The organism is Porphyrobacter sp. MBR-49 (assembly GCF_053628655.1).
This window is the reverse complement of the sequence record NZ_JBRJGU010000002.1, coordinates 211,070-236,146: the sequence shown is the minus strand read 5'-3', so window position 1 is coordinate 236,146 and position 25,077 is coordinate 211,070. Positions and strand designations below refer to the sequence as shown.

Annotated in this window: 25 protein-coding genes, 1 tRNA gene and 1 pseudogene; 16 read left to right on the top strand and 11 right to left on the bottom strand. The window is 63.9% G+C overall.

What is annotated here, in order from left to right; genetic code table 11:
* Positions 1-160: 160 nt before the first annotated feature.
* Positions 161-3,004, bottom strand: coding sequence for an ATP-binding protein (locus ACSSV3_RS03330; protein ID WP_354323722.1), 2,844 nt, complete (start codon positions 3,002-3,004; stop codon positions 161-163).
* Positions 3,005-3,324: 320 nt separating this feature from the next.
* Between ACSSV3_RS03330 and ACSSV3_RS03325 the strand changes: the two genes are divergently transcribed.
* The 3 genes from ACSSV3_RS03325 to ACSSV3_RS03315 all read left to right on the top strand — a co-directional run bounded on the left by ACSSV3_RS03325 (position 3,325) and on the right by ACSSV3_RS03315 (position 6,002).
* Positions 3,325-4,056 (top strand): energy transducer TonB, encoded by a 732-nt coding sequence (locus tag ACSSV3_RS03325; protein ID WP_354323721.1) that lies wholly within the window; start codon positions 3,325-3,327, stop codon positions 4,054-4,056.
* Between the two features lie 102 nt (positions 4,057-4,158).
* Positions 4,159-5,202: a mannose-1-phosphate guanylyltransferase gene (locus ACSSV3_RS03320; protein ID WP_354323719.1), complete on the top strand. Its 1,044-nt coding sequence runs from the start codon at positions 4,159-4,161 to the stop codon at positions 5,200-5,202.
* A 26-nt stretch (positions 5,203-5,228) separates the two neighbouring features.
* Entirely contained in the window at positions 5,229-6,002 is a 774-nt protein-coding gene (locus tag ACSSV3_RS03315; protein ID WP_354324086.1) for a class I mannose-6-phosphate isomerase, read from the top strand.
* Between the two features lie 13 nt (positions 6,003-6,015).
* Here the strand turns inward: ACSSV3_RS03315 and ACSSV3_RS03310 are convergent, their stop codons facing one another.
* Genes ACSSV3_RS03310 through ACSSV3_RS03300 form a run of 3 tightly spaced genes read right to left on the bottom strand, consistent with a single transcriptional unit; the run spans position 6,016 to position 8,351 of the window.
* Positions 6,016-6,315, bottom strand: coding sequence for a polyhydroxyalkanoic acid system family protein (locus tag ACSSV3_RS03310; protein WP_354323717.1), 300 nt, complete (start codon positions 6,313-6,315; stop codon positions 6,016-6,018).
* Positions 6,316-6,318: 3 nt separating this feature from the next.
* A complete protein-coding gene (locus tag ACSSV3_RS03305; protein ID WP_354323715.1) occupies positions 6,319-7,137 on the bottom strand; it encodes a hypothetical protein in 819 nt (272 codons plus the stop codon).
* Complete coding sequence (locus ACSSV3_RS03300; RefSeq protein ID WP_354323713.1) at positions 7,134-8,351, bottom strand: toxic anion resistance protein; 1,218 nt, start codon at positions 8,349-8,351, stop codon at positions 7,134-7,136. Before ACSSV3_RS03300 ends, ACSSV3_RS03305 begins: the two co-directional genes overlap by 4 nt.
* A 214-nt stretch (positions 8,352-8,565) precedes the next feature.
* On the opposite strand from ACSSV3_RS03300, the gene ACSSV3_RS03295 reads away from it, so the two are divergent.
* Entirely contained in the window at positions 8,566-10,140 is a 1,575-nt protein-coding gene (locus ACSSV3_RS03295) for a TIGR00341 family protein (RefSeq protein ID WP_354323711.1), read from the top strand.
* Between the two features lie 4 nt (positions 10,141-10,144).
* On the opposite strand, the gene ACSSV3_RS03290 is transcribed toward ACSSV3_RS03295, so the two are convergent.
* The gene (locus tag ACSSV3_RS03290) at positions 10,145-11,878 is read right to left on the bottom strand and encodes a fatty acyl-AMP ligase (RefSeq protein ID WP_354323710.1); all 1,734 of its coding nucleotides are present in this window, start codon (positions 11,876-11,878) and stop codon (positions 10,145-10,147) included.
* 144 nt (positions 11,879-12,022) lie between these two features.
* On the opposite strand from ACSSV3_RS03290, the gene ACSSV3_RS03285 reads away from it, so the two are divergent.
* The 4 genes and pseudogenes from ACSSV3_RS03285 to ACSSV3_RS03270 all read left to right on the top strand — a co-directional run.
* A complete protein-coding gene (locus tag ACSSV3_RS03285; protein ID WP_354323708.1) occupies positions 12,023-12,688 on the top strand; it encodes a regulatory protein RecX in 666 nt (221 codons plus the stop codon).
* Positions 12,682-13,218: a DUF192 domain-containing protein gene (locus ACSSV3_RS03280; protein WP_354323707.1), complete on the top strand. Its 537-nt coding sequence runs from the start codon at positions 12,682-12,684 to the stop codon at positions 13,216-13,218. The genes ACSSV3_RS03285 and ACSSV3_RS03280 overlap by 7 nt, the downstream gene beginning before the upstream one ends.
* 187 nt (positions 13,219-13,405) lie before the next feature.
* Positions 13,406-13,837, top strand: coding sequence for an NADH:ubiquinone oxidoreductase subunit NDUFA12 (locus ACSSV3_RS03275; RefSeq protein WP_354323705.1), 432 nt, complete (start codon positions 13,406-13,408; stop codon positions 13,835-13,837).
* 182 nt (positions 13,838-14,019) lie between these two features.
* Positions 14,020-14,256, top strand: a pseudogene (locus ACSSV3_RS03270) (DUF2155 domain-containing protein); the annotation flags it as partial.
* Positions 14,257-14,291: 35 nt separating this feature from the next.
* Here ACSSV3_RS03270 and aat read toward each other — a convergent pair.
* Positions 14,292-15,101, bottom strand: coding sequence for a leucyl/phenylalanyl-tRNA--protein transferase (aat, locus tag ACSSV3_RS03265; protein WP_354323703.1), 810 nt, complete (start codon positions 15,099-15,101; stop codon positions 14,292-14,294).
* Between the two features lie 80 nt (positions 15,102-15,181).
* On the opposite strand from aat, the gene ACSSV3_RS03260 reads away from it, so the two are divergent.
* The 7 genes from ACSSV3_RS03260 (at position 15,182) to ACSSV3_RS03230 (ending at position 19,669) form a co-directional block, all read left to right on the top strand.
* Positions 15,182-15,257 (top strand) — tRNA-Trp (locus tag ACSSV3_RS03260).
* Between the two features lie 98 nt (positions 15,258-15,355).
* Complete coding sequence (locus ACSSV3_RS03255; protein WP_354323702.1) at positions 15,356-15,904, top strand: efflux RND transporter permease subunit; 549 nt, start codon at positions 15,356-15,358, stop codon at positions 15,902-15,904.
* 12 nt (positions 15,905-15,916) lie between these two features.
* Positions 15,917-16,267: a DUF3147 family protein gene (locus tag ACSSV3_RS03250; RefSeq protein ID WP_354323700.1), complete on the top strand. Its 351-nt coding sequence runs from the start codon at positions 15,917-15,919 to the stop codon at positions 16,265-16,267.
* Positions 16,268-16,441: 174 nt separating this feature from the next.
* Complete coding sequence (gene chrA / locus ACSSV3_RS03245) at positions 16,442-17,788, top strand: chromate efflux transporter (protein WP_354323698.1); 1,347 nt, start codon at positions 16,442-16,444, stop codon at positions 17,786-17,788.
* A 10-nt stretch (positions 17,789-17,798) separates the two neighbouring features.
* Positions 17,799-18,521 (top strand): superoxide dismutase, encoded by a 723-nt coding sequence (locus ACSSV3_RS03240; RefSeq protein WP_354323696.1) that lies wholly within the window; start codon positions 17,799-17,801, stop codon positions 18,519-18,521.
* Positions 18,522-18,821: 300 nt separating this feature from the next.
* Positions 18,822-19,280: an RrF2 family transcriptional regulator gene (locus tag ACSSV3_RS03235; protein ID WP_354323694.1), complete on the top strand. Its 459-nt coding sequence runs from the start codon at positions 18,822-18,824 to the stop codon at positions 19,278-19,280.
* A 47-nt stretch (positions 19,281-19,327) separates the two neighbouring features.
* On the top strand, positions 19,328-19,669 hold the full coding sequence (locus ACSSV3_RS03230) for a cupin domain-containing protein (RefSeq protein ID WP_354323692.1): 342 nt from the start codon (positions 19,328-19,330) through the stop codon (positions 19,667-19,669).
* Positions 19,670-19,855: 186 nt separating this feature from the next.
* Here ACSSV3_RS03230 and ACSSV3_RS03225 read toward each other — a convergent pair whose 3' ends face one another.
* The gene (locus ACSSV3_RS03225; RefSeq protein WP_354323691.1) at positions 19,856-21,067 is read right to left on the bottom strand and encodes an NnrS family protein; all 1,212 of its coding nucleotides are present in this window, start codon (positions 21,065-21,067) and stop codon (positions 19,856-19,858) included.
* 48 nt (positions 21,068-21,115) lie between these two features.
* Here ACSSV3_RS03225 and mobA point away from each other — a divergent pair, with 48 nt between their 5' ends.
* The gene (gene mobA / locus ACSSV3_RS03220; RefSeq protein ID WP_354323690.1) at positions 21,116-21,847 is read left to right on the top strand and encodes a molybdenum cofactor guanylyltransferase; all 732 of its coding nucleotides are present in this window, start codon (positions 21,116-21,118) and stop codon (positions 21,845-21,847) included.
* 166 nt (positions 21,848-22,013) lie between these two features.
* Here mobA and ACSSV3_RS03215 read toward each other — a convergent pair whose 3' ends face one another.
* From ACSSV3_RS03215 to narI, 4 genes are read right to left on the bottom strand one after another with little or no spacing between them, the layout of a single operon-like run.
* A complete protein-coding gene (locus ACSSV3_RS03215; protein ID WP_354323688.1) occupies positions 22,014-22,550 on the bottom strand; it encodes a molybdenum cofactor synthesis domain-containing protein in 537 nt (178 codons plus the stop codon).
* Positions 22,551-22,556: 6 nt separating this feature from the next.
* The gene (gene moaA, locus ACSSV3_RS03210) at positions 22,557-23,573 is read right to left on the bottom strand and encodes a GTP 3',8-cyclase MoaA (protein WP_354323686.1); all 1,017 of its coding nucleotides are present in this window, start codon (positions 23,571-23,573) and stop codon (positions 22,557-22,559) included.
* On the bottom strand, positions 23,570-24,382 hold the full coding sequence (locus ACSSV3_RS03205; protein WP_354323685.1) for a peptidylprolyl isomerase: 813 nt from the start codon (positions 24,380-24,382) through the stop codon (positions 23,570-23,572). Before ACSSV3_RS03205 ends, moaA begins: the two co-directional genes overlap by 4 nt.
* Positions 24,375-25,076 carry a respiratory nitrate reductase subunit gamma gene (gene narI, locus ACSSV3_RS03200; RefSeq protein WP_354323684.1) on the bottom strand — a complete coding sequence of 234 codons (702 nt, stop codon included), beginning with the start codon at positions 25,074-25,076 and terminating at the stop codon, positions 24,375-24,377. The genes ACSSV3_RS03205 and narI overlap by 8 nt, the downstream gene beginning before the upstream one ends.
* Position 25,077 lies beyond the last annotated feature (1 nt).

The window sequence follows — 25,077 nt, the reverse complement described above, 5'->3', positions numbered from 1 at the left end:
CCCGGGTTGGCTTTGAAAACGCGGCGGCGGCACCCATGGGTGCCGCCGTTTGCATTTCCCGCTTGTTTACGCGGCTACCGACTGCAAGATTTGCGCTCGCAGAGGGGCCGGTCTTGGAAGACAAACCGCGATTCCTGGCCAGCGGGGGTAGGCTTCGACCCTAATTGCTGCTGCCGCCCGCCCGCTGGGTATCAGCGCTGTTCACTCCATCGGCCAGCGCCAGCAGATCCTGCGCCAAAGCTTCGCACCGCGCCGCACCTTCGCCCCGTTTGAGCGCGCGTTCGAGCGCCGCCGCGCATTGGCCCAGCTCCGGCTCATCGAACAGCGCGGCGGTTCCGGCCAGCTTGTGCGCCAGTGCGGCGATCTGATCACGGCGGGCGCTGGGGGTGGTTGCAGGCTGCGTGAATAGGCCATCGGTCAGACCGGCGCGCACTGCGTCTGCGGCTTCGCTCCGCCGCGTCTGCCAGCGCGTGATAAGCTGCGGTGAGTGCGCCAGTAAGGACGCGCGCGCCGCCGGGGTCGTTGTGGTGCCCGGATCGCCCGATTCGACGATCCGGGTGGGCAGCCAGCGTTGCAATGTCCGCGCCAGCTGCGCGAAGGCCACCGGCTTGGCCAGATGCGCCTGCATCCCCGCAGCCCGCGCGGCGGTGATATCTTCGGGGAAGGCATTGGCAGTCAGCGCGATGATCGGCAGCAGCCCCGGCCCGATCCCTTCGCCCCGGATCGCGCGGGTGGCGGCATAGCCATCGCAATCGGGCATCTGCACATCCATCAGCACCAGATCATAGGGCCGCCCGCGCATGATCGAATCGATCACCATCGCGATGGCTTCGTTCCCGTCATGCGCAACCGCCACATCCTGACCGCAGCGTTCCAGCATTTCAGTCATCAGCAGGCGATTGATGTCGTGATCCTCGACCAGCAGGATGCGCGTGGCGAGCGGCAGGTCGGCGGGCTTCACCGGTTCGGCCGGCTCGTCCCGGGTGGGGGACTGCACCAGCGTCGCGGGCAGGATCAGGGTGAAACGCGATCCTTCACCGGGGCGGCTTTCAACCTCGATCCGGCCGCCTAGCAGGGTGGCAAGATGGCGGCTGATCGACAAGCCAAGCCCGGTGCCGCCAAAGCGCCGCGCGGTATCGGCCTCGCCCTGCGTGAAGGGGTGGAAAATCGCTTCGAGGCGATCCGGGCTGATGCCGATCCCGCTATCGGCGATCACCACCTGCACCTCATCCGGGGTGATCTTGCAACTGACCCGGATATGCCCCGCTTCGGTGAACTTCACCGCATTGCCGATCAGGTTGAGCACGATCTGGCGCAATCGCAGCCCGTCAGTCATGATCCACGGGCGCTGCGTGGCTTCGGCGCAATTGTTAGTAGCCCATGCAAAATCGAGCGTCAGGCCCTTGTTTTCGGCAGTGTGCCGGTGCAGCGCCGCGCATTCGGCCAGGCTGTCGTGCAGGTTCACCGGGGCGCGATCAATCGTGAACTGGCCGCTTTCGATCTTGGACAGGTCGAGCACGTCGTTGAGCAGCGTCATCATCGACCGGCCCGATTGCACGATCAATTCGGCAAAGCGGCGCTGATCATCAGCCAGATCGCCCTGCAACATCAATTCGGCAAAGCCGAGCACGCCGTTCATCGGGGTGCGGATTTCATGGCTCATATTGGCGAGGAACGCGGATTTGGCCTGCGTCGCATTTTCGGCATGGCGCCGCGCGCGGGTGAGAAGCAGTTCAAGCTCAACCCGCTCGGTGACATCGCGGGCCGCCACGACCACGCCTTCGCGCGCGCCGGTCTGGGGGTTGCGCACCACCGCGCAGTTGGCCTCGAGAAACACCGCAGTGCCATCTGGACTATCGTAAAACCGGCGATAGGTGACGCGTTCGGTTTCGCTGATCCCGCCGAGCAGGCGGCCCAGCGCCTGCATCGTCCGGTCGCGCGCATCGGGGTGCAGGCGCGCAGTTACCGGATTGCCGACAAAGGTTTCAGGCGACACCCCCATCACCGCGCTGACCGAGGGCGAGGCATAGGTGCACACACCGTCCATATCGTAACGCAGGATCGCATCGGTGATATTGTCGGTGAGCAGGTCGATCTGCCGCTTGCCCGCTTCGAGCGCGGCGGTCATCCGGTCACGGCCGGCAAGGATCGCGGCCACTGGCAGGCCGGTCAGGAAATTTGCCGCGATGAAAGCCTGCAGCAGATGCAGTTCGGTCATGCCCCCGGTGCCGCCGGCAGCGGCAATCGGGCCGAGCCCGGCCCACGTCATGGCCCCCGCCACCACCGCAACTGCGCCAACATGCAGCGCGCTGCCAAGGCTGCCCAGCCGGAACGCGTGCATCAGCGTGATCGGCTGGATCAGGAACATCAGCGGGTAATAGGTCTGTCTGAAAACCAGAAATGTGCAAACCATCCCGCCGATCAACAAGGCGAGGCTTTCCGCCGGATGCGCCGGCGTTGCAGTCCGTCGGCCCTTGACCCGGTCGAACAGCAACAAGGCTGTCGGCACGATCAGCACCATCGCCATGCTGTTGGTAAGGAACCAACTGGTCGCCCCGCGAAGTATCGCGTCAAGGCCGCTGCCCATCACCGGCACTGTTATCAGCGCGGAAAGCGCGGGGCCGATCAACCCGCCCGCCCAGACGAACCGTGCAAGGTCTGGTAGATGGTTCATGTCCGATTGCCCGCGCACCACCCACCGGGTGAGCACGAGAACGGCAATGATCTCCACCACATTGGCCAGTGCGAACACCAGTGCGACATGATCGGGCAGCTGGACAAGGGCGTTGGCGGAGAGCCCCGCAGCGAAGGTGGCCAGCAGGAACGGGACTTCATTGCGAAGCTGCGCGCGCAGCAGGAACGCCGCCGCGCAGGCATTGGGCAGCCACACCGGGCTGATATGCGTCTCAGGGCGCGCAATGAGCAGGCTGAGCCAAGCGAGCGCCAGATAGGCCGCCCCGCCGATTATCGCCGCCAGCAGACTCGCCCGGTCAAGATTGCCCATCGCGATCCTTGCGCGGCCGATGACACCTGGCCCTGAGGCGTGAGGAGAGGCATCGGAATGCACAGGGCCAGCAACTTGGCCCGAACCCGCCGCCCCCACATCGCCATGAGCAGGCGCAGCTTGCCCACCGCCGGTTGCGCCCGTTTCAGAGCCGACGGAGTCAATTTTGGCGCCAAGGATGGCATCCAAGGCGCCTTCTTCATGATCCAGTGCGCGCTCGATCCTGCGCTCCATCGCAAAATAATGCTGTTCTGATATAGAATCACTTGAAAGCTTGCGGACGCAACCTCGTCCAGAATGGAGCAATCGCGGAGCGGGTTATGTCGATGGGGAATGCGAGAGGCTTTCGCGCGCAGCGCAAGCGGCTCAGCTGGCCGCTGATCGCGGGGATCGTGGTGTTGCACCTCGCCGCGCTGTACGGTCTTGCCCGCGCTCTGGCCCCGGATTTCACCGCCTCGGTTGAACGCGGGGTGGTGTCGGCCTTTACGGTCACGATCACCGCGCCGCCGGATCCGCCGCCGCCTGAAAATCAACCTGAACCCGATGAAGGTGCGCAAGGTGCGCCGGGGCGTGAAGCGGTGGCCAAGCCGGTGATCAGCCAGCCGCCCAAGGTCAGGCTGAAACAGGATGACCCCTTGCCGCGCGCATCATCAACCGGCACGGCCAGCCAATCGGGCGCGGCTGATGCGGGCGCTGGCACCGGGGCGGCGGGAACGGGACTGGGCACGGGCAGCGGCAATCGCGGCAGCGGGCGCGGCGGGATTGCCGTGACCAAGCCGGTGCACATTTCCGGCAGTATCGACAATGCGCGCGATTTTCCGGTGCCGCCCGGCGGGCGCGCTGCGCGGCGCGGGACGCAGGTGATCGTGCGCGTGATCGTTGGCACCGATGGGCGCGCGCGCAATTGCAGCATCTATCGCCCCAGTCCTGACCATCAGGCCGATCGGATTACCTGCCAGCTGGTTGAAACGCGGCTTGGCTTTCGTCCGGCGACCGATGGCGAAGGAAACCCGGTGGCCGCGCCGTTCTACTGGCGTCAACAGTGGTTCTGATTGCGGCAATGCGGTCTGAACTCCGGACAGACGGCGGCGTTCATGCTGGTGTCATGAATGCGATTGATATAGCGCGCCTATCCAGCAAAAAAGGCAGATGAAGTGACAGCAATTCATCCGGTTATCCTGTGCGGCGGCAGCGGCACGCGGCTGTGGCCGGTCAGCCGCAAGGCGGTGCCCAAACCGTTGTTGCCGCTGGTGAGCGATGAGACATTGTTCGAACAGGCGGTGCGGCGGGTGGCCGGCGATACTCGCTTTGCCGCGCCGCTGGTGGTGGCTGGCGCGGCCCATGCCGATCTGATCACCGCGCAATTGGGCGATACCCCCGGCGCGCGGCTGGTGATTGAACCCTCGGCGCGCAACACCGCGCCCGCAATTGCGCTGGCCGCTACGCTGCTGCCCGCCGATGCCGTGATGCTGGTCTGCCCGAGCGATCATCACATTGCCGACGCTGCGGCGTTTCGCGCGGCTGCGCTGGCTGCGGCTGAACTGGCGCGGCAAGATTACCTAGTGACGTTCGGCATCGCGCCTGATCGGCCCGAAACCGGCTACGGCTATCTGCAACGCGGCGAGCCGCTGGCGGGCGGTTTCACAGTGGCGCGGTTTGTCGAAAAGCCCGATCTCGTGCGCGCGCAGCAATACTGTGCCAGCGGGGATTACAGCTGGAACGGCGGAATCTTTGCGTTTCGCGCCGGGCATTTGCTGGCGGAGCTTGCCGCGCACCGCCCGGATATGGCGCGGTTGGTGGCAGAGGCGGTGGCAGGCGGGCATCAGGACGGCGCGCGCTTCTACCCCGCGCCCGCGCCATTTGCCGCGATTGACGGGGATTCGATCGACTATGCGGTGATGGAATACACCGCGCGCGCGGCGATGGTTCCCGCGCGCATGGGCTGGTCGGACATCGGCAATTGGGCCGCGCTGGCCGATGCCTTGGCGGGAGAGGCCGATGCGGCGGGCAATGTTGCCAAGGGCGGCGTGGTTGACCTCGACCATTGCCGGGGCGTGCTCGCCATTACCGACGGTCCGCGCATTTCGGCGGTGGGGCTGGAGGATGTGTGCATCATCGTATCGGGCGACGAAGTGCTGGTGACGACGCGCGACGGGGCGCAGCGCGTCGGCAAGCTGCCGGGGGCGGTGAACCAGTGAGCGCAGCACGCCAGCTTCCCACACGGATGGTCGCCAAGGTGTGGGGCCGCGATACCCTGCCCGCGCCCTTCATTGCGCCGCCGGGGGAACAGATTGGCGAAATCTGGTTCGAACCGCCGCCAGAACTGCCGCAGGTGCTGGTCAAATACCTGTTCACCTCGGAAAAGCTATCGGTGCAGGTGCACCCCTCCGATGCCACCGCGCTGGCGGGGGAGGCGGGCAAGGAAGAATGCTGGCTGGTGCTGGATGCCGAGCCTGATGCGGAGCTCGCCATCGGGTTTGAGCGCGCGGTGACGTCCGAAGAAATCGCCGCTGCGGCGCGCGATGGCACGATTGAAAGCTTGCTCACCTGGCACGCCGCGCGCGCCGGTGATCTGTTCTACCTGCCCGCTGGCACCGTCCACGCGATTGGGCCGGGGCTGTCGCTGGTCGAAGTGCAGCAGGCCAGCGAGACGACGTTTCGCCTGTATGATTATGGCCGCCCGCGCGAACTGCATCTGGATCGTGCGCTGGCGGTGGCGGATGGCGGGCCTTACGCCGCGCAGCACCGCCGCAGCATCGCCGATGGGCAGGTGCTGGTCGATGGGCCGCATTTCCGGCTCGACCGGGTGGCAGGCGCGCCCGATGCGGCGACCCATGCCGCCTATCCCGGTGGGCTGCTGGCGTTGCCGCTGGCGGGCGAGGTTGCATCGCGCGATGGTTTGGCGCGGGCTGGGGCGGGCGAATGCCTTTATGCGCCCAGCCTCGATGCGCTCGATTTCACGCGCGCCGGGGTAACGCTGCTGGTGCGAGCAGCCTGACGCCGCACACGCTTTACGGCGTGAGCAGCCGCCCCGCCTCTTTCTTCACCGCATATTCGATCGACCCGCGCATCATCCCCAGCATCGCGGGCAGTTGCATTTCGATCACAACCTCATTGTCGCGCACATCGACCCCGCCGGGGATCGTATAGCCCATCACCTCGGCGGTTATCGCCATGCGGTCTTCGCTGGGCCAATCGGTCGTTATCTTGGCGATGCCTGCGGGAAAGAACCCTGCGATTTCATCGACATGGGCGTGCATCCGGCGGCGCACTTCGTCTTTGGTGAGATCATGGGGCAGGGTGACGCGCATCGCTCAATGTTCCTGCTCTTTGGCCTGCTTGACCGAGAAATCGGGCAGCGGCACGCCGGTATCGGGCGAGCGCATATCTTCCAGCGCATCGGCCCCGCCGTAACGATATTCAAGATAGCGGCTCTTGATCGCCAGATCGTCCAATGCGCCTTCGGCCAGCCGCCGGGTGACGCGGTCGACCTCACCCGACAGTTTCGACAGGCTTTCTGTGAGGCGTTTATCGGCGGTCTTGCCCGCGTGCTGTTCCCCGCGAAGGTGGGCCGGAATCTTGCGGTAATTGTCGATCGTTTCGGGGATATATTCGCCCACCAATTCGCGCACTTCAGCCATCGCCGGGTGAGCGCCGTCAAGCGTGCGCAGTTGCAGGCCAAGCGCATCGAGCTGCACGCCCAATTGATCGACGATGGTCTGCGCGGGCGGGGGCAGAGCGGGCCGCTGCGCCTCCAGCCACAATTCGGTGCGCGCGACCATCTGCTGCGGATTGCCGAGGGTGAGTTCGGCGCGTTTGGGCACTTTGACCTTCGGGAACACGCCGAACACGCCGATCGCAACGACAGTGGCGACCACCATGGCCATGAAGCCCCAGAACAGCAGCGGGCCGACCACCGCGCTGAAAATCCCCGCGCCGATCCAGATCGCCACCACCGCCAGCGCGATGTTGCGAACGCGCTTCAGGAGGGCCTTCATCTTCACTTCCGCCGAACCCTTGCCGATGCTGCCGCGCGGCGCCGGGCGGTGCGTTCCGCCCTCGCGCTGCACGGCGAGGCTGGTTTTCGCCTCGCGCAGGATACGGTCAGAATCGCGGGTGCTGTCGACCATCATTTATCCAGTGCGAGCAGCGACGGCGTTTGCGAGGCGACCTTGGACTGCGCCTGGGCCTGCCCTTCCGCGCGGGCGATGTAGCCTTTGGACTTTTCGACCTCGGCGGTCAGCGTGGTGACGGTCTGCTTCATCGAATCGAGCGCGCGCAGCTTGAACGTGTCGACCTCGTCCATCGTGTCATAGATGTTCTGGAACGCGCGTTGCAGCGTTTCCAGCGGGATGGTGCTGGACGCTGCCTGTTCGTGGATTTGCGCGGTCTGTTCGCGCAGCAACGTGCTGGTCGAATCGATGATGTCGCTGGTGGTTTTGTTGAGCGCGGTGATCTGACCGAGGACCAGCCGTTGGTTGGTCATCGCCTGCGCCACCGTCACCGCAGTGCGCAGCGCGCCCACCGTGGTCGTAGACGCGCGGTCGACGCCCTTGACCAGTTCAACGTTGTTTTTCTTGACCAGATCAAGCGCGAGATAGCCCTGCACGCTCACCGCCATCTGGGTCAGCAAATCCTGCGTGCGCTGGCGGACATAGAACAGCGCCGATTCGCGCAGCGCCTTGGCCTTGGCCGGATCAGAGCTGTCGAGTTCGAGCGCCTTGGCCTCCAACCGCGCATCGAGCGTCTTGGCGATGTGGATCATCTGTTCCAGCTCGCCCATCGCTGCCCACAGCTTCTGGCGCTCGGTGTCGATCGCGGCATTATCGAGGTGCAGTTCCTTCTTGCCGCTATCCAGCCGTTGAAGGATCGAGGAAATATGACCCTGCGCCGAGGTGTAGCTGTCAAAATAATTCTTCAGCTTGTTGCCGAACGGGATGATGCCGAGCAGTTTGCGCGGGCCGGATAGCTTGCCCTTGCGGCCCGGATCAAGGTCTTCGACCGTGCGGCGCAGTTCGGCCAAGTCCTTGCCGACATTGCCATCTGCATCCATCGCCCGCACAGGACGATCAAGAAACCGGTTCGACATGGCGGCGGCGGCACGGATCTGTTCCTGCCCCATGCGGGTGATCTGATCGACCTTTTCGCCAAACGCAGGCGAATTGGCGTCAACCGACACCAGTTCGTTGACGAAGGCATCGACCTTGGTGTCGAGCTTGCTTTTCTCTTCTGTGCTGACCGGCACCAGCCCAGCGGCCTGTTCGGGCGCGACCTGCGGCACCGGATCGGGCGGGGTGAGCGAGAATTCCGTTGCGTCTAACGTCGCCGTCTTGGTTTCGGTGCTCATGCCAATATCTACTCCATCAAACGCGCGTCGCCGGGCGCGGGCTCATGCCCCACTGTATTAGTGATCTAAAACACACCTTTCAAGCGCGCGTGTATGGTAAGCCTGAAAGGGGGCTTGCGTCCATCATGCCATGCGTTTGCGCGGTCTTTGCTTGGCAATTTCCCCGATGGCGGGCTATCGCGCGCAATATGATGCTTTTGCCAGAGGCCTTCTGATGAACGACACCGCCGGTTCTGCCGCTTTGCCTGTGGCTGAAGCCAAGGCTGATTCTGCCACCACTCCGTCGGCACCTACGCCCACAAACTTAGCCGCAGTGCTGGCCAGCTTGCTGGACGGGGTGCGGGAATGGTGGACGGTGCATGTCATCGGCCAGATCGATCAGGCCGAGGTGATCGTGCGGCGGCGCGAGGATTGCGCGCTGTCCGAAAGATACCTGTTCATGACCGCGATGAGCGGTGGGATCGCGGTGCTCGGACTGCTGCTGTCATCGCCTGCAGTGGTGATCGGGGCGATGTTGCTGTCGCCTTTGATGGGGCCGATCATGGGGCTGGGCTTTGCACTGGCAATCGGCGATTGGGACTGGCTGAAACAATCGGGGCGCACCCTGCTGATCGGCAGCGCGCTGGCAGTGCTGCTGTGTGCGGCGTTGGTGTTTTTCTCCCCGATCCAGACAATCACCAGCGAAATCGCGGCGCGCACGCGGCCCAACCTGTTCGATCTGTTCGTGGCGCTGTTTTCGGCGCTCGCTGGGGCTTATGCGATGATCCGCGGGCGCGAAGGCACGATTGTCGGCGTGGCCATCGCCACCGCGTTGATGCCGCCGCTGGCGGTGGTCGGCTTTGGCCTTGCGACCTTCAACTGGACGGTGTTTTCAGGTTCCCTACTGTTGTTCGTCACCAACTTCCTGACAATTGCGCTGACGGCCTTCGCGATGGCTAAATTGTATGGTTTTCGTACCTCATTAAGCGCGCGCAACACCATCTTTCAGAACATCGCCTTGATCACGGTGTTCGTGGCGCTGGCGGTGCCGCTTGCTTTCTCGCTCCAGCAGATCGCGTGGGAAACCAATGCCCAGCGGATTGCGCGCGATGCCATAACCGAAAGGTTTGCCCGGCCAGCACAGCTTGACGCGCTGGAGATCAATTTTTCCGCCAAACCGGTTGCGGTGAGCGCGATCATGTTCACCCCGGTCATCCGCCCCGATGCTGAAACCGAAATCGCCCGCGCGCTGGAAACCCGGTTGGGCAGGCCGGTCGAACTGACACTGACCCAGACCCAGACCGAAACCGGTGCGGGCGCGGCCCAGCGCGCGCAGCTATCGGCGACGCGCGAACGCGAAGCCGCCGCCGCCTCGGCGCGGGTGCAGGCGCTCACGACCCGGTTGTCGCTGGCGGCAGGTGTGCCCGAAACAGACGTGCTGATCGACCGCAACCGCCGCCGCGCGCTGGTGCGGGCCAAGCGGCTCGATAGTGCCGGCCTTGCGGCCTATCGCACACTGGAGGCGCGGATTGCCGCGACCGAGCCGGAGTGGACCATCGAGCTGATCCCGCCTTCGGGCGCATTGCCAGCGGCGATTGCTTTTGGGGATGACGGGCCAAGCGCTGAGGGGGCGAGGGCGCTCGCGGTGATCGGCTGGGCTGCCAAGCGACTGGATCGCGCCGTGGTGCTGACCGGCGATTCGGAGCAGGGCGAACAGGCCGCCAAAAGCTTGCGCGAAAATGGGGTGCAAGTCCGGCTGCGTTCTGCCGCAGGCCCATTGCGGGCCAGCTGGGTTGAGGATGCCGAGTAGAGCCTTACGCCGCCAGCTGAATCGGCACGATTTCGCCGGCGAGATACAGTTTCTTGGCCTTGGCGCGCGATAGCTTGCCCGAAGACGTGCGCGGCAGGGTGCGCGGCGGGACGAGTTCGACGATGCAGCTCATGCCCGTCACCGAACGCACCTTGTCGGCGATCTGTTCGCGCAGTCTGATCCGTTCGATCGGATCAGCCACCCGGCAGTGCACCAACACGGCAGGGGCTTCCTCGCCGTTTTCCATCTCGATCGAAAAGGCCGCGATGTCACCGTGGTTGAAGCCGGGCAGCTGTTCTACTGCCCATTCGATATCCTGCGGCCAGTGGTTCTTGCCGTTGATGATGATCATGTCCTTCGCCCGGCCGACGATGAACAGATAGCCATTGGCGGTGTAGCCCATGTCCCCGGTGTCCAGCCAACCGTCGACCAGGCAATCCGCAGTCGCTTCTTCATTGCGGAAATAGGAATGCATCACGCTTGGGCCGCGGCACCACACCTTGCCGATCTGGTGATCGCTGCGGCTGTGGCCGTCCTCACCCCGGATTGCCACTTCCATATCGGGCAGCGGTTTGCCGCAATTGACGATTGCGCGGTAGCGGGCCGGGCGCGAAATATCGCGCGGGGTGCCCGACAGGCGTTCTTCTTCGACCAATTCGACGCGGATGCCTTCGCCCGGCGGCATGACCGTTACCGCCAGCACGGCTTCGGCCAGGCCATAGGACGGGGTGAAGGCCGAAGCCTTGAAACCAGCGCCGGCGAAGGCGTTGACGAAGCTTTGCATCACATCCGGACGGATCATGTCAGCGCCATTGCCCGCCACGCGCCAGCGCGACAGGTCGAACCGTTCCGCGACGTTCGACTGGCTGGATATGCGGCGGGCACAAATGTCGTAACCGAAGGTCGGCGAATAGGACAAGGTGTTGCCCGGATTGCGGCTGATCATGTCGAGCCACGCCAGCGGACGGCGGGCAAAGGCATCGGGTTTCAAATAATCGGCCGAAACCTGATTGGCGATCAGCGACAGGAAGCACCCCACCAGCCCCATGTCGTGATACCACGGCAGCCAGCTGACGCAGCGATCATTGCCGCCCAGATTCATCATCTCGGCATGGCCATACAGATTGTGCAGCAACGCCTTGTGGGTGACTGCCACCCCGGTCGGGAACCGGGTCGAGCCGGAGGAGTATTGCAGGTAGCAGATATCGTCCGGGCTGGCTTCGGGCATGATGCAATCGGGCGCGGGGCGCTGACTGAAATCCTGCCAGCTGGTCGATTCGCAGCCCTGCCGCGCAGCGGCAGCAGCGGCCATTTCACCGATTTCTTCGGGATAGAGCAGGATCTTGGGATCCGCGCTTTGCAGCTGGATCGCGAGCTGATCGATATAGCTTTCCTTGCCGCCGAAGGTGGTCGGCAGCGGCAATGGCACCGGCCATGCTCCGGCATAGATGCAGGCGCAGAACAGCGCGGCAAAATCCGCCCCGGTTTCGGCGATCAAGGCGACCCGGTCCTGCTTGCCAATCCCCGCCGCGATCAGGCGGCGCGCCATCACCAGCGCATCATCGCGCATTTCGGCATAGGGGTAAACGCGATCCAATTCGCCGCGCATATCGTGAAAATTAAGCCCCTTGCGGCTTTGTGCGGCATAGTCGATCGCATCATTGAAGGTTGCAAACTGCGCACGGATTCGCGGCAGGTCGCAATCATTCGGCGTCGGCGTTAATACGGCGTCGGTCATATTTCTCAGCGATACCCGTAAGTTGCGGCGCTTTTCATGGCGTTCTCCCGCTCGCGCTCTAGCGTAACCCCCGTGAGCCAGTCATAGTCAGGCTCGCTCCAATGCTATCGCATTTAATCTGGAAGGTGGCACGAATAAGGCGAAATGGTTTCACGTAAAGCGAATTCGTCATCGCCCGGTCGTGATACCGGGGAGGATTCCGGGCGGAAATACCCGGAAAGGAAGCGGCCAAAGCCGCCGCTGGACGAACGTGCGTTGCGCGATCTTGCGCTGCATTACGCCGCCCGGTTTGCCACCACCGGGGCGCGGCTGGAAGGATACCTCGCGCGCAAATTGAAGGAGCGCGGGGTGGCTGAGGATGCCGATGGGCGAAGCGCGCAGATCGATATTCCGGCGCTCGTCGCCCGGCTGGTGGAACTCGGCTATGTCGATGATGATGCCTATGCCCGGATGCGCGCACGCGATCTGGGCGCGCGCGGTTACGGCGGACGGCGGATCGAACAGACCTTGTGGGCGGCCGGCGTGGATGAGACGATTCGCCAATCCCACGCACCGGGCGAGGCCGCCAGCTGCCGCGCTGCTGCGCTGATGGCACAGAAAAAGCGGCTTGGCCCATGGGGCGTAACGGGCGCGGCAGGCGATGATCCGCTGGCGCGGCGCAAGGCGCATGAAAAAGCCGTTGCAGCAATGCTGCGCGCAGGCCACCAGTATGATCACGTGAAATACATTCTCGGCGCGAACAGCGTCGGAGATATCGAACAATGGCTGGACGAAGCAGCCGACGAAGAACAGGCGGACGGATCATGGTAAAGCAATGGCTGGCAGCTGGAATGGCGACATTGGCGATGTCGGGCGCGGCGTTGGCGGCGTGTTCGCCGGGCGAAGGCGCCACCGCGCGGGCGCAAGCATCCGCATCCGCATCCGCAGTCAGCGCAGAGGTTGCCCGTCACCCGGTTTCGGGGCTGGAGGTGATCGATCTGGTGGTGGAGCGCGGCGACAAGCGCCTGCCGTTCAAGGTTGAACTGGCCGCCAACCCGCAGGCGCAGGCCAAGGGGCTGATGTTCCGCACAGCGCTGGGCGATAATGAAGGGATGCTGTTTCCCTCAGCCGCGCCCGAACCGAGCAGTTTCTGGATGAAGAACACCCCGCTGTCGCTCGACATCATCTTTGTCGGTGCCGACGGGCGGATCAGCAATATCGCCGCCAACACCGTGCCCTATTCGCTCGATTCGGTGACGTCTTCGGGCTTTGCGATTGCGGTGCTGGAACTGCGCGCGGGCCGCGCGGCGGAACTGGGGATCGTGCCGGGGGATCGGGTGATGTGGGAAATGGAGGATTAAATCCCTCGCCCGCTGGAAGCGCTGAAACGGCCTGCCAAAGGACAGGCCGCAAGGCCGACCGGCCGCCCGCAGCGCCGCAGGCGCGAGGATATCGCACCCGCGGAGGCGGGTGCACAAACCAAAGACTCGCGCCCACACTGACGATCGCATCTTGGCGCTGTGATCCAATTCGGCTAGGCGCGCGGATATGGGAATCCTTGGAAAGATATTCACCTGGTGGGACGGCGCGACGCTGGGCACCCACCTTTGGGCCAGCCGCGCTGGCGGCGAGCATGTCGGCACCGATGGGGCGGGCAACAAATATTACCGCGCGCAGCCCAAAGCGAACGGCCCGGCGGACGGATCATACACCAGCCGCGAAAAACGCTGGGTGATCTATTCCGGCCCCAATGATGCCAGCCGCGTTCCGGCGGAATGGCACGGCTGGCTGCACGGCACCTATGATGACGTCCCCGAAAGCCACCTGCCGCCGCCGCGCGTGTGGGAGGTCGATTACACCCCCAACGCCACCGGCACCGCGCAGGCCTATGTCCCGCAAGGCGCGCTGCAACGCGGCGGTCAGCGCGTCCGCGCGATGGGCGATTACGAAGCCTGGACGCCCGGCAGCGCGGATAGCTGAGGCTCGCCGTGCGGGCCTCCATCCTTGCCGCGCTGCTCGCCTGCGCATTGGTGCTGACGGCGTGCGGCGAAGGGGCGTCTGAACCCGAGACGGTAAAAGTTGCGCTGGGTGAGGCAACGTCTGCTGCGGCAACTGACGCGGCGGCTGATGCTGCTGCGGCCGATGATTACGGCGCGACCCCGATGGCAGAACGCGTCGCGGTGATCGGACTGCTCAACAAACGCAATAATGTTTCTGAGGACATCAGCCTCAGGCCCGGTGAAAGCCGCGAAATCGGCCCGGTCATCATCCGCCTGTCCGCGTGTGAGCGCACCGCGCCTTGGGAAATGCCGCAGGAAACCGGCGCTTTCGTGCAGGTTGATATTCGCGAACGCGGGGCGCAGCAGCATCGCCGGATCTTCTCAGGCTGGCTGTTTCGCGAATCGCCCAGTCTCAACGTGGTCGAACACCCGATCTATGATGTCTGGGTCAAGGATTGCACGATGGCTTTCCCGGGAGAGGAAGGTTCTGCCGCGCCTGCCAAGGAGCCTGCGGCCAAGCCCGCGCCGCGCCCGTCGGCAACGCCTGCGCCCGAGACACCAGCGCCGGAACCCGCTCCGGAACCCGATGCATAGGATTCGTTGAAGGTGCGCCACGCCATGCCAAGGCTGGCGTGTGGCTGGCCATTGGCGCGTTCAACCAGCAAGCGATAATCGGCCTGCGCCAGTTCCACCGCGCCCATTGATCGCAGATGGTCGGTCATGAACTGGCAATCGAGGAGCGCAAACCCCGCCGTGCGCAGCATCGCCACCAGCCACGCCAGCGCGACCTTGCTGGCATCGGGCACCCGGCTGAACATACTCTCCCCGCAGAACACCCGGTCGAACGACACGCCATACAGCCCGCCGACCAGTTCCGGCGCGCCATCGCCGCCGGCGGCCCAGCATTCGACCGAATGGGCATGGCCCGCGCGGTGTAGCGCGATATAGCTTTGCACGATGCGTTCGCTGATCCAGGTTTCGGGATGATCGGGGCGCGGCTCAGCGCAGGCGCGGATCACCGCTTCGAACGCGCGGTCGACCGTTACTGTGAAGCGGTCGGCGCGCAGCACCTTGCGCAAGGATTTCGATAGGCGCAGCCCGTCCAGCGGGATGATCGCCCGTTCGCGCGGCTCCACCCAGAACACCTCGGCATCATCGCGGTGGTCAGCCATCGGGAAAATCCCGCTGCGATAGGCCAGCAGCAGGGTTTCAACCGGGATCGGAGAGCGGGTGGGGGCGTGCATGGCGGGGCGCAGAATACAGGCGGCAAAGAGGATTGCCTATCCCCCGCGCCTTCGATAAAGGCACCGCTCCGACGCGCTGCAGGGGTGTAGCTCAGTTGGTAGAGCATCGGTCTCCAAAACCGAGGGCCTGCGGTTCGAGTCCGCACACCCCTGCCATTACTGCAAGGTAATGTAAGGCGCTGAAAAGATTTGCGTTTCCTTGCGAGTCAAAACCCCATTTTCGCTGTATTCTTCGGGCTGTCGATCTTGATCGGTTGTCCGCCGCAAGCGCACAGCACCAGCACCAGCAGGGGCCGGACGCGATCACCCGCGAAAGCGCAGAGCGGATGCAACTGGTGATGGCCAATGTCTCGGGCCGCGATCTGGGCGCGGTGGTGGCCGATATCGAACAGGTGCTTGACGAAATTGTGCTACCGCAAGGCGCACATATTGAACTGAGCGGTCAGTTCGAAAGCGCGGCGAGCGCGACCCGGACGCTGCTGGCGCTCGGCTTCATTGTGCTGGTGGGCATGTTCCTGCTGCTGCGGCAGGCGTTCCGTTCGTCCAATGATGCGGTGCTGGTGATGATCAACCTGCCGCTGGCGTTTGCAATGGGCGAGCCGGGTAGTGAGATTCAGGCTCCGATGGCGATCGTGATCCTGTGCGGGCTGACCAGTTCAACCGTGCTCAATATGCTGGTGGTGGCCGCGATCTATCTTAAGGTGACGCGCGATGGCTGGGGCATTGCCAGTCTGTGCGCGCGCTGGCAGCGTTACCGAAGTGGTACGGCGCTCGACTCGCAAGCCGATGCCGCCGCTGCCTGAAGGGAGAAGCGCATGGGATACCTGCTGTTCAAGGCGGCGCTGTCTGGCTTGATCATCGCCATCGTCAGCGATATTGCCCGACGTGCGCCCGGTATCGGCGCTCTGGTAGCGTCGCTCCCGCTCATTTCGGTGCTGGGGATGATCTGGCTGTGGCGCGACACGCAGGACACTGTGCGCATGGCCGATCATGCGCTGGCGACCTTCTGGTTCGTACTGCCCAGCCTGCCGATGTTCCTGTTGATCCCGGTCATGCTCCATCGTGGCATCGGCTTCTGGCCTGCGCTGGCGGCAGGCTGCGGTCTGACCATCGCACTCTATCTGGCGATGGTCGCAGCGCTACGGCAGTTCGGCGTCGAATTGTAGCTGTGGGCGTGCGGGGATCGGGGATCCAGCGGATTGCCATTCCGCTTGATCTGGACAAAACCTCTAGTTAGATGATGTCATAACGGGGTCACGCAACCTCCCGTTCAGGCTGAGACAAGCCCAAGTGTTGCCTCGTTGCCCCGCCACCGTGCAGGGCTTTTTTGCGAGGTAAGCATGGCTGATTTGGGCGCTCTCCCGATTACTACCCCTCCAGAACAAACTCCTGCAATTCCTTTCGCCGATCTGCTGCGGGTGTTCGCCCGTATCGGCTTCCTCAGCTTTGGCGGGCCTGCCGGGCAGATCGCGCTGATGCACCGCGAATTGGTGGACGAACGCAAATGGATTGCTGAAGAAGACTTCCTCCACGCGCTCAATTTCTGCCATCTCCTGCCCGGCCCCGAAGCCCAGCAACTGGCGACTTGGACGGGCTGGCGGCTGCATGGTTGGCGCGGGGGCCTTGCGGGGGGATTGCTGTTCGTCATCCCCGGGGCGGTGATCATTCTGGCTTTGTCGATACTTTATGCAGTCGCCGCCAATCTGGCTTGGGTCGAAGCGCTGTTTCTCGGTGTCAAGGCGGCCGTGCTGGCGATTGTGGTGCAGGCCTTGTTGCGCATTGCCGGCCGTGCGCTCGACACCGGGCTGAAACGCGCGCTGGCGGTTGCGGCATTTGTGGGGCTGTTTCTGCTCGATCTGCCGTTTCCGCTGATCGTGCTGGGCGCAGGCGTGATCGGCATTGCGGTGGCAGCGGTTCGACCCGACCTGCTGGCGCTCAAGCCTTCGAGCGGGAGCGGCGCAGTGACAGCGCGGCCGTGGCGCAGCACGTTCCTGTCGATTGCCCTGTGGGGCACGGTATGGGCCGCGCCGATGGTGGTGATCGCGCTGACGCTGGGGCAGGATCATGTGCTGTGGGAAATCGGCGCGTTCTTCTCGCAGCTCGCCATCGTCACCTTTGGCGGGGCCTATGCGGTGCTCGCCTATATGGCGCAGGAAGCCGTGCAGGGGTTTGGCTGGCTGCGTCCGGGCGAAATGGCCGATGGTCTTGGTTTGGCCGAAACAACCCCCGGCCCGCTTATCCTGGTCACCCAATTTGTCGGCTACCTCGCCGCATTCCGCGCGCCGGAGCCGTTTTCACCGATGGTCGCCGGACTGATCGGTGCGGCATTGACGACGTGGGTAACGTTTGCGCCTTGCTTCCTCTGGATTTTCGCCTTTGCGCCGTGGATCGACCGACTGGGCAATGCCGTGCGGCTGAAAGGCGGGTTGGCGGCGGTGACGGCGGCTGTGGTCGGCGTGATCGCCAATCTCACCGCGTGGTTTGGGCTGCACGTGCTGTTCGCCGCAGTGGGTGAACAGCGGTTTGGCCCGTTGCGGCTCTACTGGCCCGATCTTGTCAGTTTCGACTGGCGCGCTGGTGTGCTGGCCGTATTGTGCGGTGCATTGATATTTGGCGCCAATTGGTCGGTGCTCAGGGTCCTGGCCGTCGCGGCGGTTGGCGGCGCGGTACTGGTTCTGGTGATCTGAGGAGAAACACATGAACAATGTCACACGGCGTCAGGCGATTGGCAGCGCGGCAATCTCGGCCACCGGCATCGCACTGGCGGGAACCACCAGCGCCGCTGCGGCTGCGCAAACCCCTACAGCCGCCGCCGGTGCTTTTGCGGGGAACCATACCCCCAAGCCGCTACGGTTTGATCCTGCCAAACTGACCGGCCTGTCCGAGCGGCTGATCACTTCGCACTGGGAGAACAATTATCAAGGCTCGGTGCGCGGGCTCAACACCATTGAAACCCGGCTTGCCGCCGCGATGGCAGACCCCGATTTTCCGCCGGTCGCCTATGCCGGGCTGAAGCGCGAGGAGCTGCACCGCACCGGATCGGTGGTGCTGCATGAATATTACTTCGATGCTCTGGGCGGCAACGGCAATCCGGGCGGTTCGATCTACGAAACGCTGGACGGATGGTTCGGCAGCTTTGCCGCGTGGGAGGCGGAGTTTCGCCGCACCGCGATGTCACTGGCAGGGGGGTCAGGCTGGTGCATCCTCAGCTACAACCGGCACACCGCCTCGCTGCACAATTACTGGGCTTCGGATCACATGCAAGGTGCCATCAATGGCGCCCCGCTGATCGCGCTCGACATGTATGAACACAGCTATCACATGGATTACGGGGCGGCGACCGCGAAGTATGTCGATGCCTTCATGGCCAATCTCGATTGGGAGGTGGTGGACGCGCAGTATCGAAGCGCGCTGTCATAGCCTCACGCCGAACTGGCCCAGCGTCCAGACCATCGCCAGATAGAGCGTCACCGTCAGCGTGCAGCCGATGGCGAGCGCCGCCACACAGGCCGCTTCACGCCCCAGCCATCGCACGTGACCTTGAGATAGAGCGCGGGCAGCACCAGTCGCTTTTCAGACCCGCGTCTCACCGCCTCGGGATGGCACTCAATCTCAGCCGGAACGGACGCGGCATTGATCATTTGGCTCTCGATAACAAGTATATCACATACCGGTTAAACCGCGTTGTCCGGAAATACAATATTTGATATGTGTATTTCCATGCAGCTCAGCCTCCACACCGACTACGCACTGCGAGTGCTAATGACCCTGTCGGCCGCCGACAGGCACTTATCGGTTGACGACATCGCGCAGCAGTTCCGGATTTCGCGCAACCACCTCGCCAAGGTCGTGCAAGGATTGCAGTCTGCAGGACTGATCGAGACTTTCCGCGGCCGGGGCGGCGGAATGCGGCTGGCGCGCCCGGCACACACCATTACGGTTGGCGAGGTGGTGCGTCGGTTCGAGAACCTCGATGCCTTTGTTTCATGCTTTGCGACCGGGTCGGGGTGCGCGATCAATGGCCTGTGCGGTCTCAAGCCGTTGCTGAGCGAGGCCGTGGAAGATTTTCTCGCCCGGCTCGATCAGCGCCGCATTAGCGAGCTTATCCCCGATCCCGAGCAGTTCCGCGACCGCCTGATGCGTGAGCCTGAGCCGCAGCACGAACCGCAGTTAAGTTAGCCCTGATCCCGCCACAACCAGCGCAAAAGCGAGAAGGAGACCACCCCATGGCCCTGCATCATGCCAGCCCGGCAGACGTGATCGATCTTGGCCACATTGTGCATTCCGCTGACAAGCCTGGCACCAGAGCGATCGTCAAGACCGACCGGTTCGAAGCCATCCGCCTCGTTCTGGCGCGGGGGGCGACTATCCCGGACCACCATGTGGCCTCTCAGATTACGCTCCATTGCCTCTCAGGCGCGGTGGCAGTGAAGCTGACCGACCGGACGCTGACGCTGCATGCCGATCAATGGGTGTATTTCGATGAACGCACTGTCCATGGCATCGAGGCCGTGGACGACACCGTGTTGCTGATGACCATAATGCTGCCGATTGCGACGAATGCCTAGTCTGAGGGTGTGATCGCCCCGGCGTGAATGGTCTGATGCGCCAGCACCACCATTATCGCGTAGGTGATGGTGATCTGCGCTGCCCCAGCAAACCCACGAGCCATGGCTGGATCGGCGGGCGCACCGGCACTGCGTGCGCGAGCAGGAACACGACTAGCGCGGCGATGAACCGGCCCAGCCCATGGCTCAGACCGCTGAGTGCCGGGACCTCAGCAGCATCGGACCGTAGAGCGCGGCGAAACCCGCAAAAGCGGCAATCCAGCTTGCACCCGACAGACCGTGCAGCACGCCTGCCCATTCCGGCCACGCGCCAGCTGCAATCCGCGCCAGCACGGCAAGAATCACCGCCGCATAGATCGCCATTGTCCCACGACCTGCGGTCAATTCGCGCCCCGTATGGCCTAGGGTCGCGCGGGTCATTACCGCCATCGTCATCAACCCGATGCCCCCCGCCATCCACAGATGTTGCGCACTCCCGGCGCCAACCCAGCCACTACCAAGGATCTCCGCCGCCCCCGCCAGCGCACCAAGGGGAACAAACACATAGCCAAGATGCAATACCAGCACGAGCGGCTCGGCGAAGGTGCGATCCCCCGCCCAGCGTGCCATGCGGACCAAATGCACAAGCCCCGCCAGCCCCAGCGCAAGGCCTGTTACCGTTGCAAACGGAGCGAACACCCAAGCAAGCAGCGCGGCCAGAAGCAGCCCAAGAGCAACTTGGTCAAACAGCTGCATGGGCGGCGTCGGCAGTCGCCCCCGGCCACGTTTGGCCAGCCAGTTACGGGTGAAGGAGGGAACGATCCGCCCGCCAATCACCGCGATCATCATCAGCACCGCCGCCAGACCAAGGCGCAGGCCCATACCTTGCGCAGCGTAGGCACCGCTCGCTGCCTCCCAGTGGAACAATGCATTAGCGCAGCCGAATAGCACCAGCAGACCGACGATCGGCAAATTGCGCCAGTTTTTACCCACCACGATCTCGCGGCCCAAAAACATTGCGAGCGCGGCGACCAGCGCCAGATCAACCACTGCCACCGCCAGCGGGGGCAGGCTCTGCGAGACGGCTATCGTTACCCGTCCTGCGAGCCACAGTGCAGCCAACCCCGCCAGCGGCCAGCCGGTCACCGGCAGCCGACCAGTCCAGTTGGGTACGGCGGTTAGCAGAAAGCCGGCAATGATCGCGCCAAGATAGCCGAACAGGAATTCATGCGCGTGCCAAGTCACGGGATCGAAGCGGGTCGGCAGCGTCAACTGGCCCGCCAGCATGGGAATCCAGAGCATCATAGACAGCGCTGCCCACAGCGGCCCAAGCAGAAAGAATGGCCGAAATCCGAAACTCAGGATTGCCGGGCCGCGCCAGGCGCGGTGGCGCTCCATTGTGGTCGTTGCTGCGGTCACGCCGTGTCTCCTTTGCACCCAGCCTAGTCGTTAAATTAAGTATATGATATGCCCATTATCGCATCTGCTGTGATCAAGTTTGCAAAGACCGCAATCCCGTTTATCGTTGAGGTGGCCCCGTACAGGAGTGGACAAAGCGCTGTGATCCGATCGGAATCGAGACTTCTTCCAGCGATTGTTATCGCCGCAGGAGGGGAGGGTGCCAGGATCGGTGGCCAGAAACCCATGCGATTGCTTGGCGACAAGCCGCTGCTGGCGCACAGTATCGCGCGGGCTTTGCCGCAATCGGACTGCCTGGCACTGGCGGTGCGGGATGCCGCTCAGATTGAACCGATCTTGCCTGAGGCGGCTGGCTTGCCGCTGCTGCGCGACGCCAGACCGGGTTGCGGGCCGATCAGCGCGCTTGTCAGCGCCTTTGCCTTCGCTACCGCGCAGGGCCGTCCGCATGTGATGCTGATCGGCTGCGATCAACCCTTCCTGCCGCTCGATCTCGTGCTGAGGCTGGATGAAGCGCTGAATGATCACAAGGTTGCGATGCCGGTCAGCGGTGGCAAGCATCAGCCGCTGGCGGCGTTGTGGCGGGTCGACGAGGCGGCGCTGGCGGAATACGTCGCGAAGGGAGGCGCTTCGCTGTGGCGCTTTGCCGCTGCTCAAGGTGTGGTCCATGTCGAATGGCCCCCCGGCGAAGCATGCGATCCCTTCGCCAATATCAACGATCCCGCTGACCTTGCGGCGTCCACGACGCAATTCAGCACCACAGCTCGAACGCCAGGGCGTTGACGAACGCGCCTTCCGCTTCGGCCGGAGCATTCGGCGGGCGGGGATCAGCCAGTCGGCGCAGGTCAGCGCAGCCTGTGCGCCGCTTCCTGAATGCCGAGTGGGAGAAGCCCCGCTTCGTCCCATTTCCCCTGAGCCCGCCGAAGCCACACCGGCTCGACGGGCGTGATCACGCACACACATCCCGCAGGCGCGGCAGTGCCCCCGCAATCGAGCACGGCTTGTGGCGGCTATCGAATTCCAGTTCGAGCAATCCATCCCACGCATCGCGGCACGCCCCCGTCGATCCCGGCACGCAGAAGATAAAGGCATCGCCCGCCTGCCCGGCAAAGGCGCGTGATTGCATGGTGGCGACGCCCACGCTGGTCAGGCTCTTGTTGTGGAACGCGACGGAAAATCCGTCCATCTCGCGGCGCAGCAACGGCTTGACCGCTTCGGGGGTGTTGTCGCGCGGAGAAAAGCCGGTGCCGCCGGTGGTGAGGATAATTTCGATCTGCGGACGCGAGAGCCAATCTTGCAACTGCGCGCGGATATCAGCGATCTCATCCCTCACAATCGCCCGGTCGATCAGCCGGTGCCCCGCAGCCTGCAAGCGATCGCACAGCAGCGCGCCCGAGGTATCGGTTGCCAGACTGCGGCTATCCGAAATGGTCAGCACCGCCATGCCGAGCGGGTGAAACATCGCCTCTGTGTCAATTCCAGCCATCGGGCCTTAGCCTCCTATTGATGCAAGATGCGGGGTTGCCCCGCTATTACCATCATGCAGCCGGTGTGCGGGAGCCTTGGTTGCGACAAGCCCGCGAATATGCGCAATCAACGGCTGCGGATCATCGGTGGACAGCAGCGGGCGCAAATCGCTGCCGCCATCGCCGAACAGGCACAGATGCAGCCGCCCGTCCGATGACAGCCGCAGCCGGTTGCAACTGGCGCAGAAATCTTTTGCATAGGGCGCGATGATCCCGATCCGCCCCTTGGCTTCGGGGTGCCCCAGCTCAACCGCTGGCCCGGCCCCCGGCGCACGGGGCAGGCGGTGCCAGCCTGCCGCCTCCAACCGATCAATCACGCTTTGCCCGGCGATGTGGTGATCGCGGAAAAACGCGGCGTTATCATTGGTGCGCATCACCTCGATAAAGCGCAGTGAAAGGTCGCGGGCGCGCACGAAATCGACCATCGCGGCAAGCTCATCATCATTGACCCCGCGCATCAGCACCGCGTTCAGTTTGACGCTGTCAAACCCGGCGTCCCGCGCCGCCTCGATCCCGCGCAGCACTTCGGCCAATCGGTCGTGCCCGGTGATCGCGGCAAAGCGCGCCGGGTCAAGCGAATCGACGCTGACGTTGATCGCGCTGATCCCCGCATCGCGCCACGCCTGTGCCCGCTGCGCCAAGCGATAGCCATTGGTAGTCACAGCCACGCGGCGGATGCCCGGCACCGCGGCGACCGCGCGCGCCACATCCTCGAAATCGCGCCGCAAGCTCGGCTCGCCGCCGGTCAGCCTGACCTTCCACAGGCCCAATTGCGCGAAGGCTGTCACCGCCCGGTGGATTTCATCGGCCGACAGTTCGACCGGGCGGTTGCACGGTTTGCGGTAACCATCGGGCAGGCAATAGGTGCAGCGGAAATTGCACACCTCGGTCAGCGACAGGCGCAGATATTCGAACCTGCGGCCGATGCCATCGTGCAAGGGTGCGGCGAGCGGCAGGATATCGGGGGAACGGGCGATGGTCACTGCACCAGCGGCCCGTCGGCAATCGGCAGATCGACCCCGGTGATGGCGGTGCGGCTGGCAAGGATCGCGAGATATTGCGCCACCGCCTTGCGATAGCTGGCTTCCTCCAGATAATCGCGGATGGTTTCTTCCACCGCCGCAAATGGCAATTGCTGCCCTTCCGCCCGCCGCCCTGCGCGGATTACGTGCACGCCAAAGCGGGTGCGCACTGGCTCGGCGCACAATTGCCCTTCGGCCAGCGCGAACAGCGCCGCTTCGAATTCGGCCACGGTCTGGCCCTTGCCAATCTGGCCGAGATTGCCGCCCTGCTCCTTCGATGGGCAGGCGGATTTGGCCCGAGCCAACTCGGCAAAGCACCCCGGATCGGCCTGCACCGCGCGTATCGCGGTTCGCGCATCACCCACCGCAAGGCCATAGGCAAAGCTGTCATCAGGGCTCGCCGAAAACAGGATATGTTCGGCCTCGATCAGCGTTTCGCTGGCAAAGCGATCCCGGTGACGATCATAGAACCGCCGCGCCTCAGCCGTGGTCGCCTGCGGCACCGTGATTTCCTGCGTCAGCAGCGCATCGATCCGCGCATCATCGGGGGCGAGCGGGCGGCCCTGCGCATCGCAGCGATCCCCCGCTTCGATTGCCAACCGCTCCGCCTCGGCCAGCAGCAATTGCCGGATCGCCAGCGCCTCGGCCGCGGCTTGCCATGCGGCGGCGGCGGCGGGTGCGGGGTGGTTCTGCGCCTCGGCAGCGATGGCGGCGGGGCTGATTTCGACCCCGCCAACCTGCACAGCGGCGCGTTCGATCACCTCATCCATGGCTGATGCTCCGGCGCGAACGCACGATCTGATAACCGCCGCGCCACAGATAACGCACCGGGGCAGACAGCATGTGCACCAGCCGGGTGAAGGGGAAGATCAGCAGGATCGTCAGCCCGAGGAAAATGTGCAGTTTGAAGATGATATGGACATTGGCAACATGGCTCGCCGCATCACCCTGAAAGGTGAAAATGCCCTGTGCCCAGGCCATGAACTTGACCATTTCGTGCCCATCCAGATGGCCCGCCGAAATTGGCACGGTTGCCAACCCCAGTGCCAGTTGCACCCACAGGATCAGAATGATCGCATTGTCGGCGAAGCTGGAATTGGCGCGCACGCGGGGATCGAAAAAGCGGCGGTGGATCAGCAAGCTCGCGCCGATAATCGCCGCCACCCCGGCAATGCCGCCCGCAATAATCGCCAGCAATTGTTTGGCCCCGTGGCTGATCCCCAGCGCATCGAACAGCGCAATCGGGGTCAGCAATCCGATGAGATGGCCGAAGAAAATAAACAATACGCCGACATGGAACAATACTGAACCCCACATCAACTGTTTGCGCCGCAAGAGCTGGCTGGAACCCGAACGCCAGCTATAGGGTTCGCGGTCGAACCGGATCACCGAACCAATCGCCAGCACCGCCAGCGCGATGTAGGGATAGATGCCGAACAGCAGGTGGTTGATGAAATTTTCCATG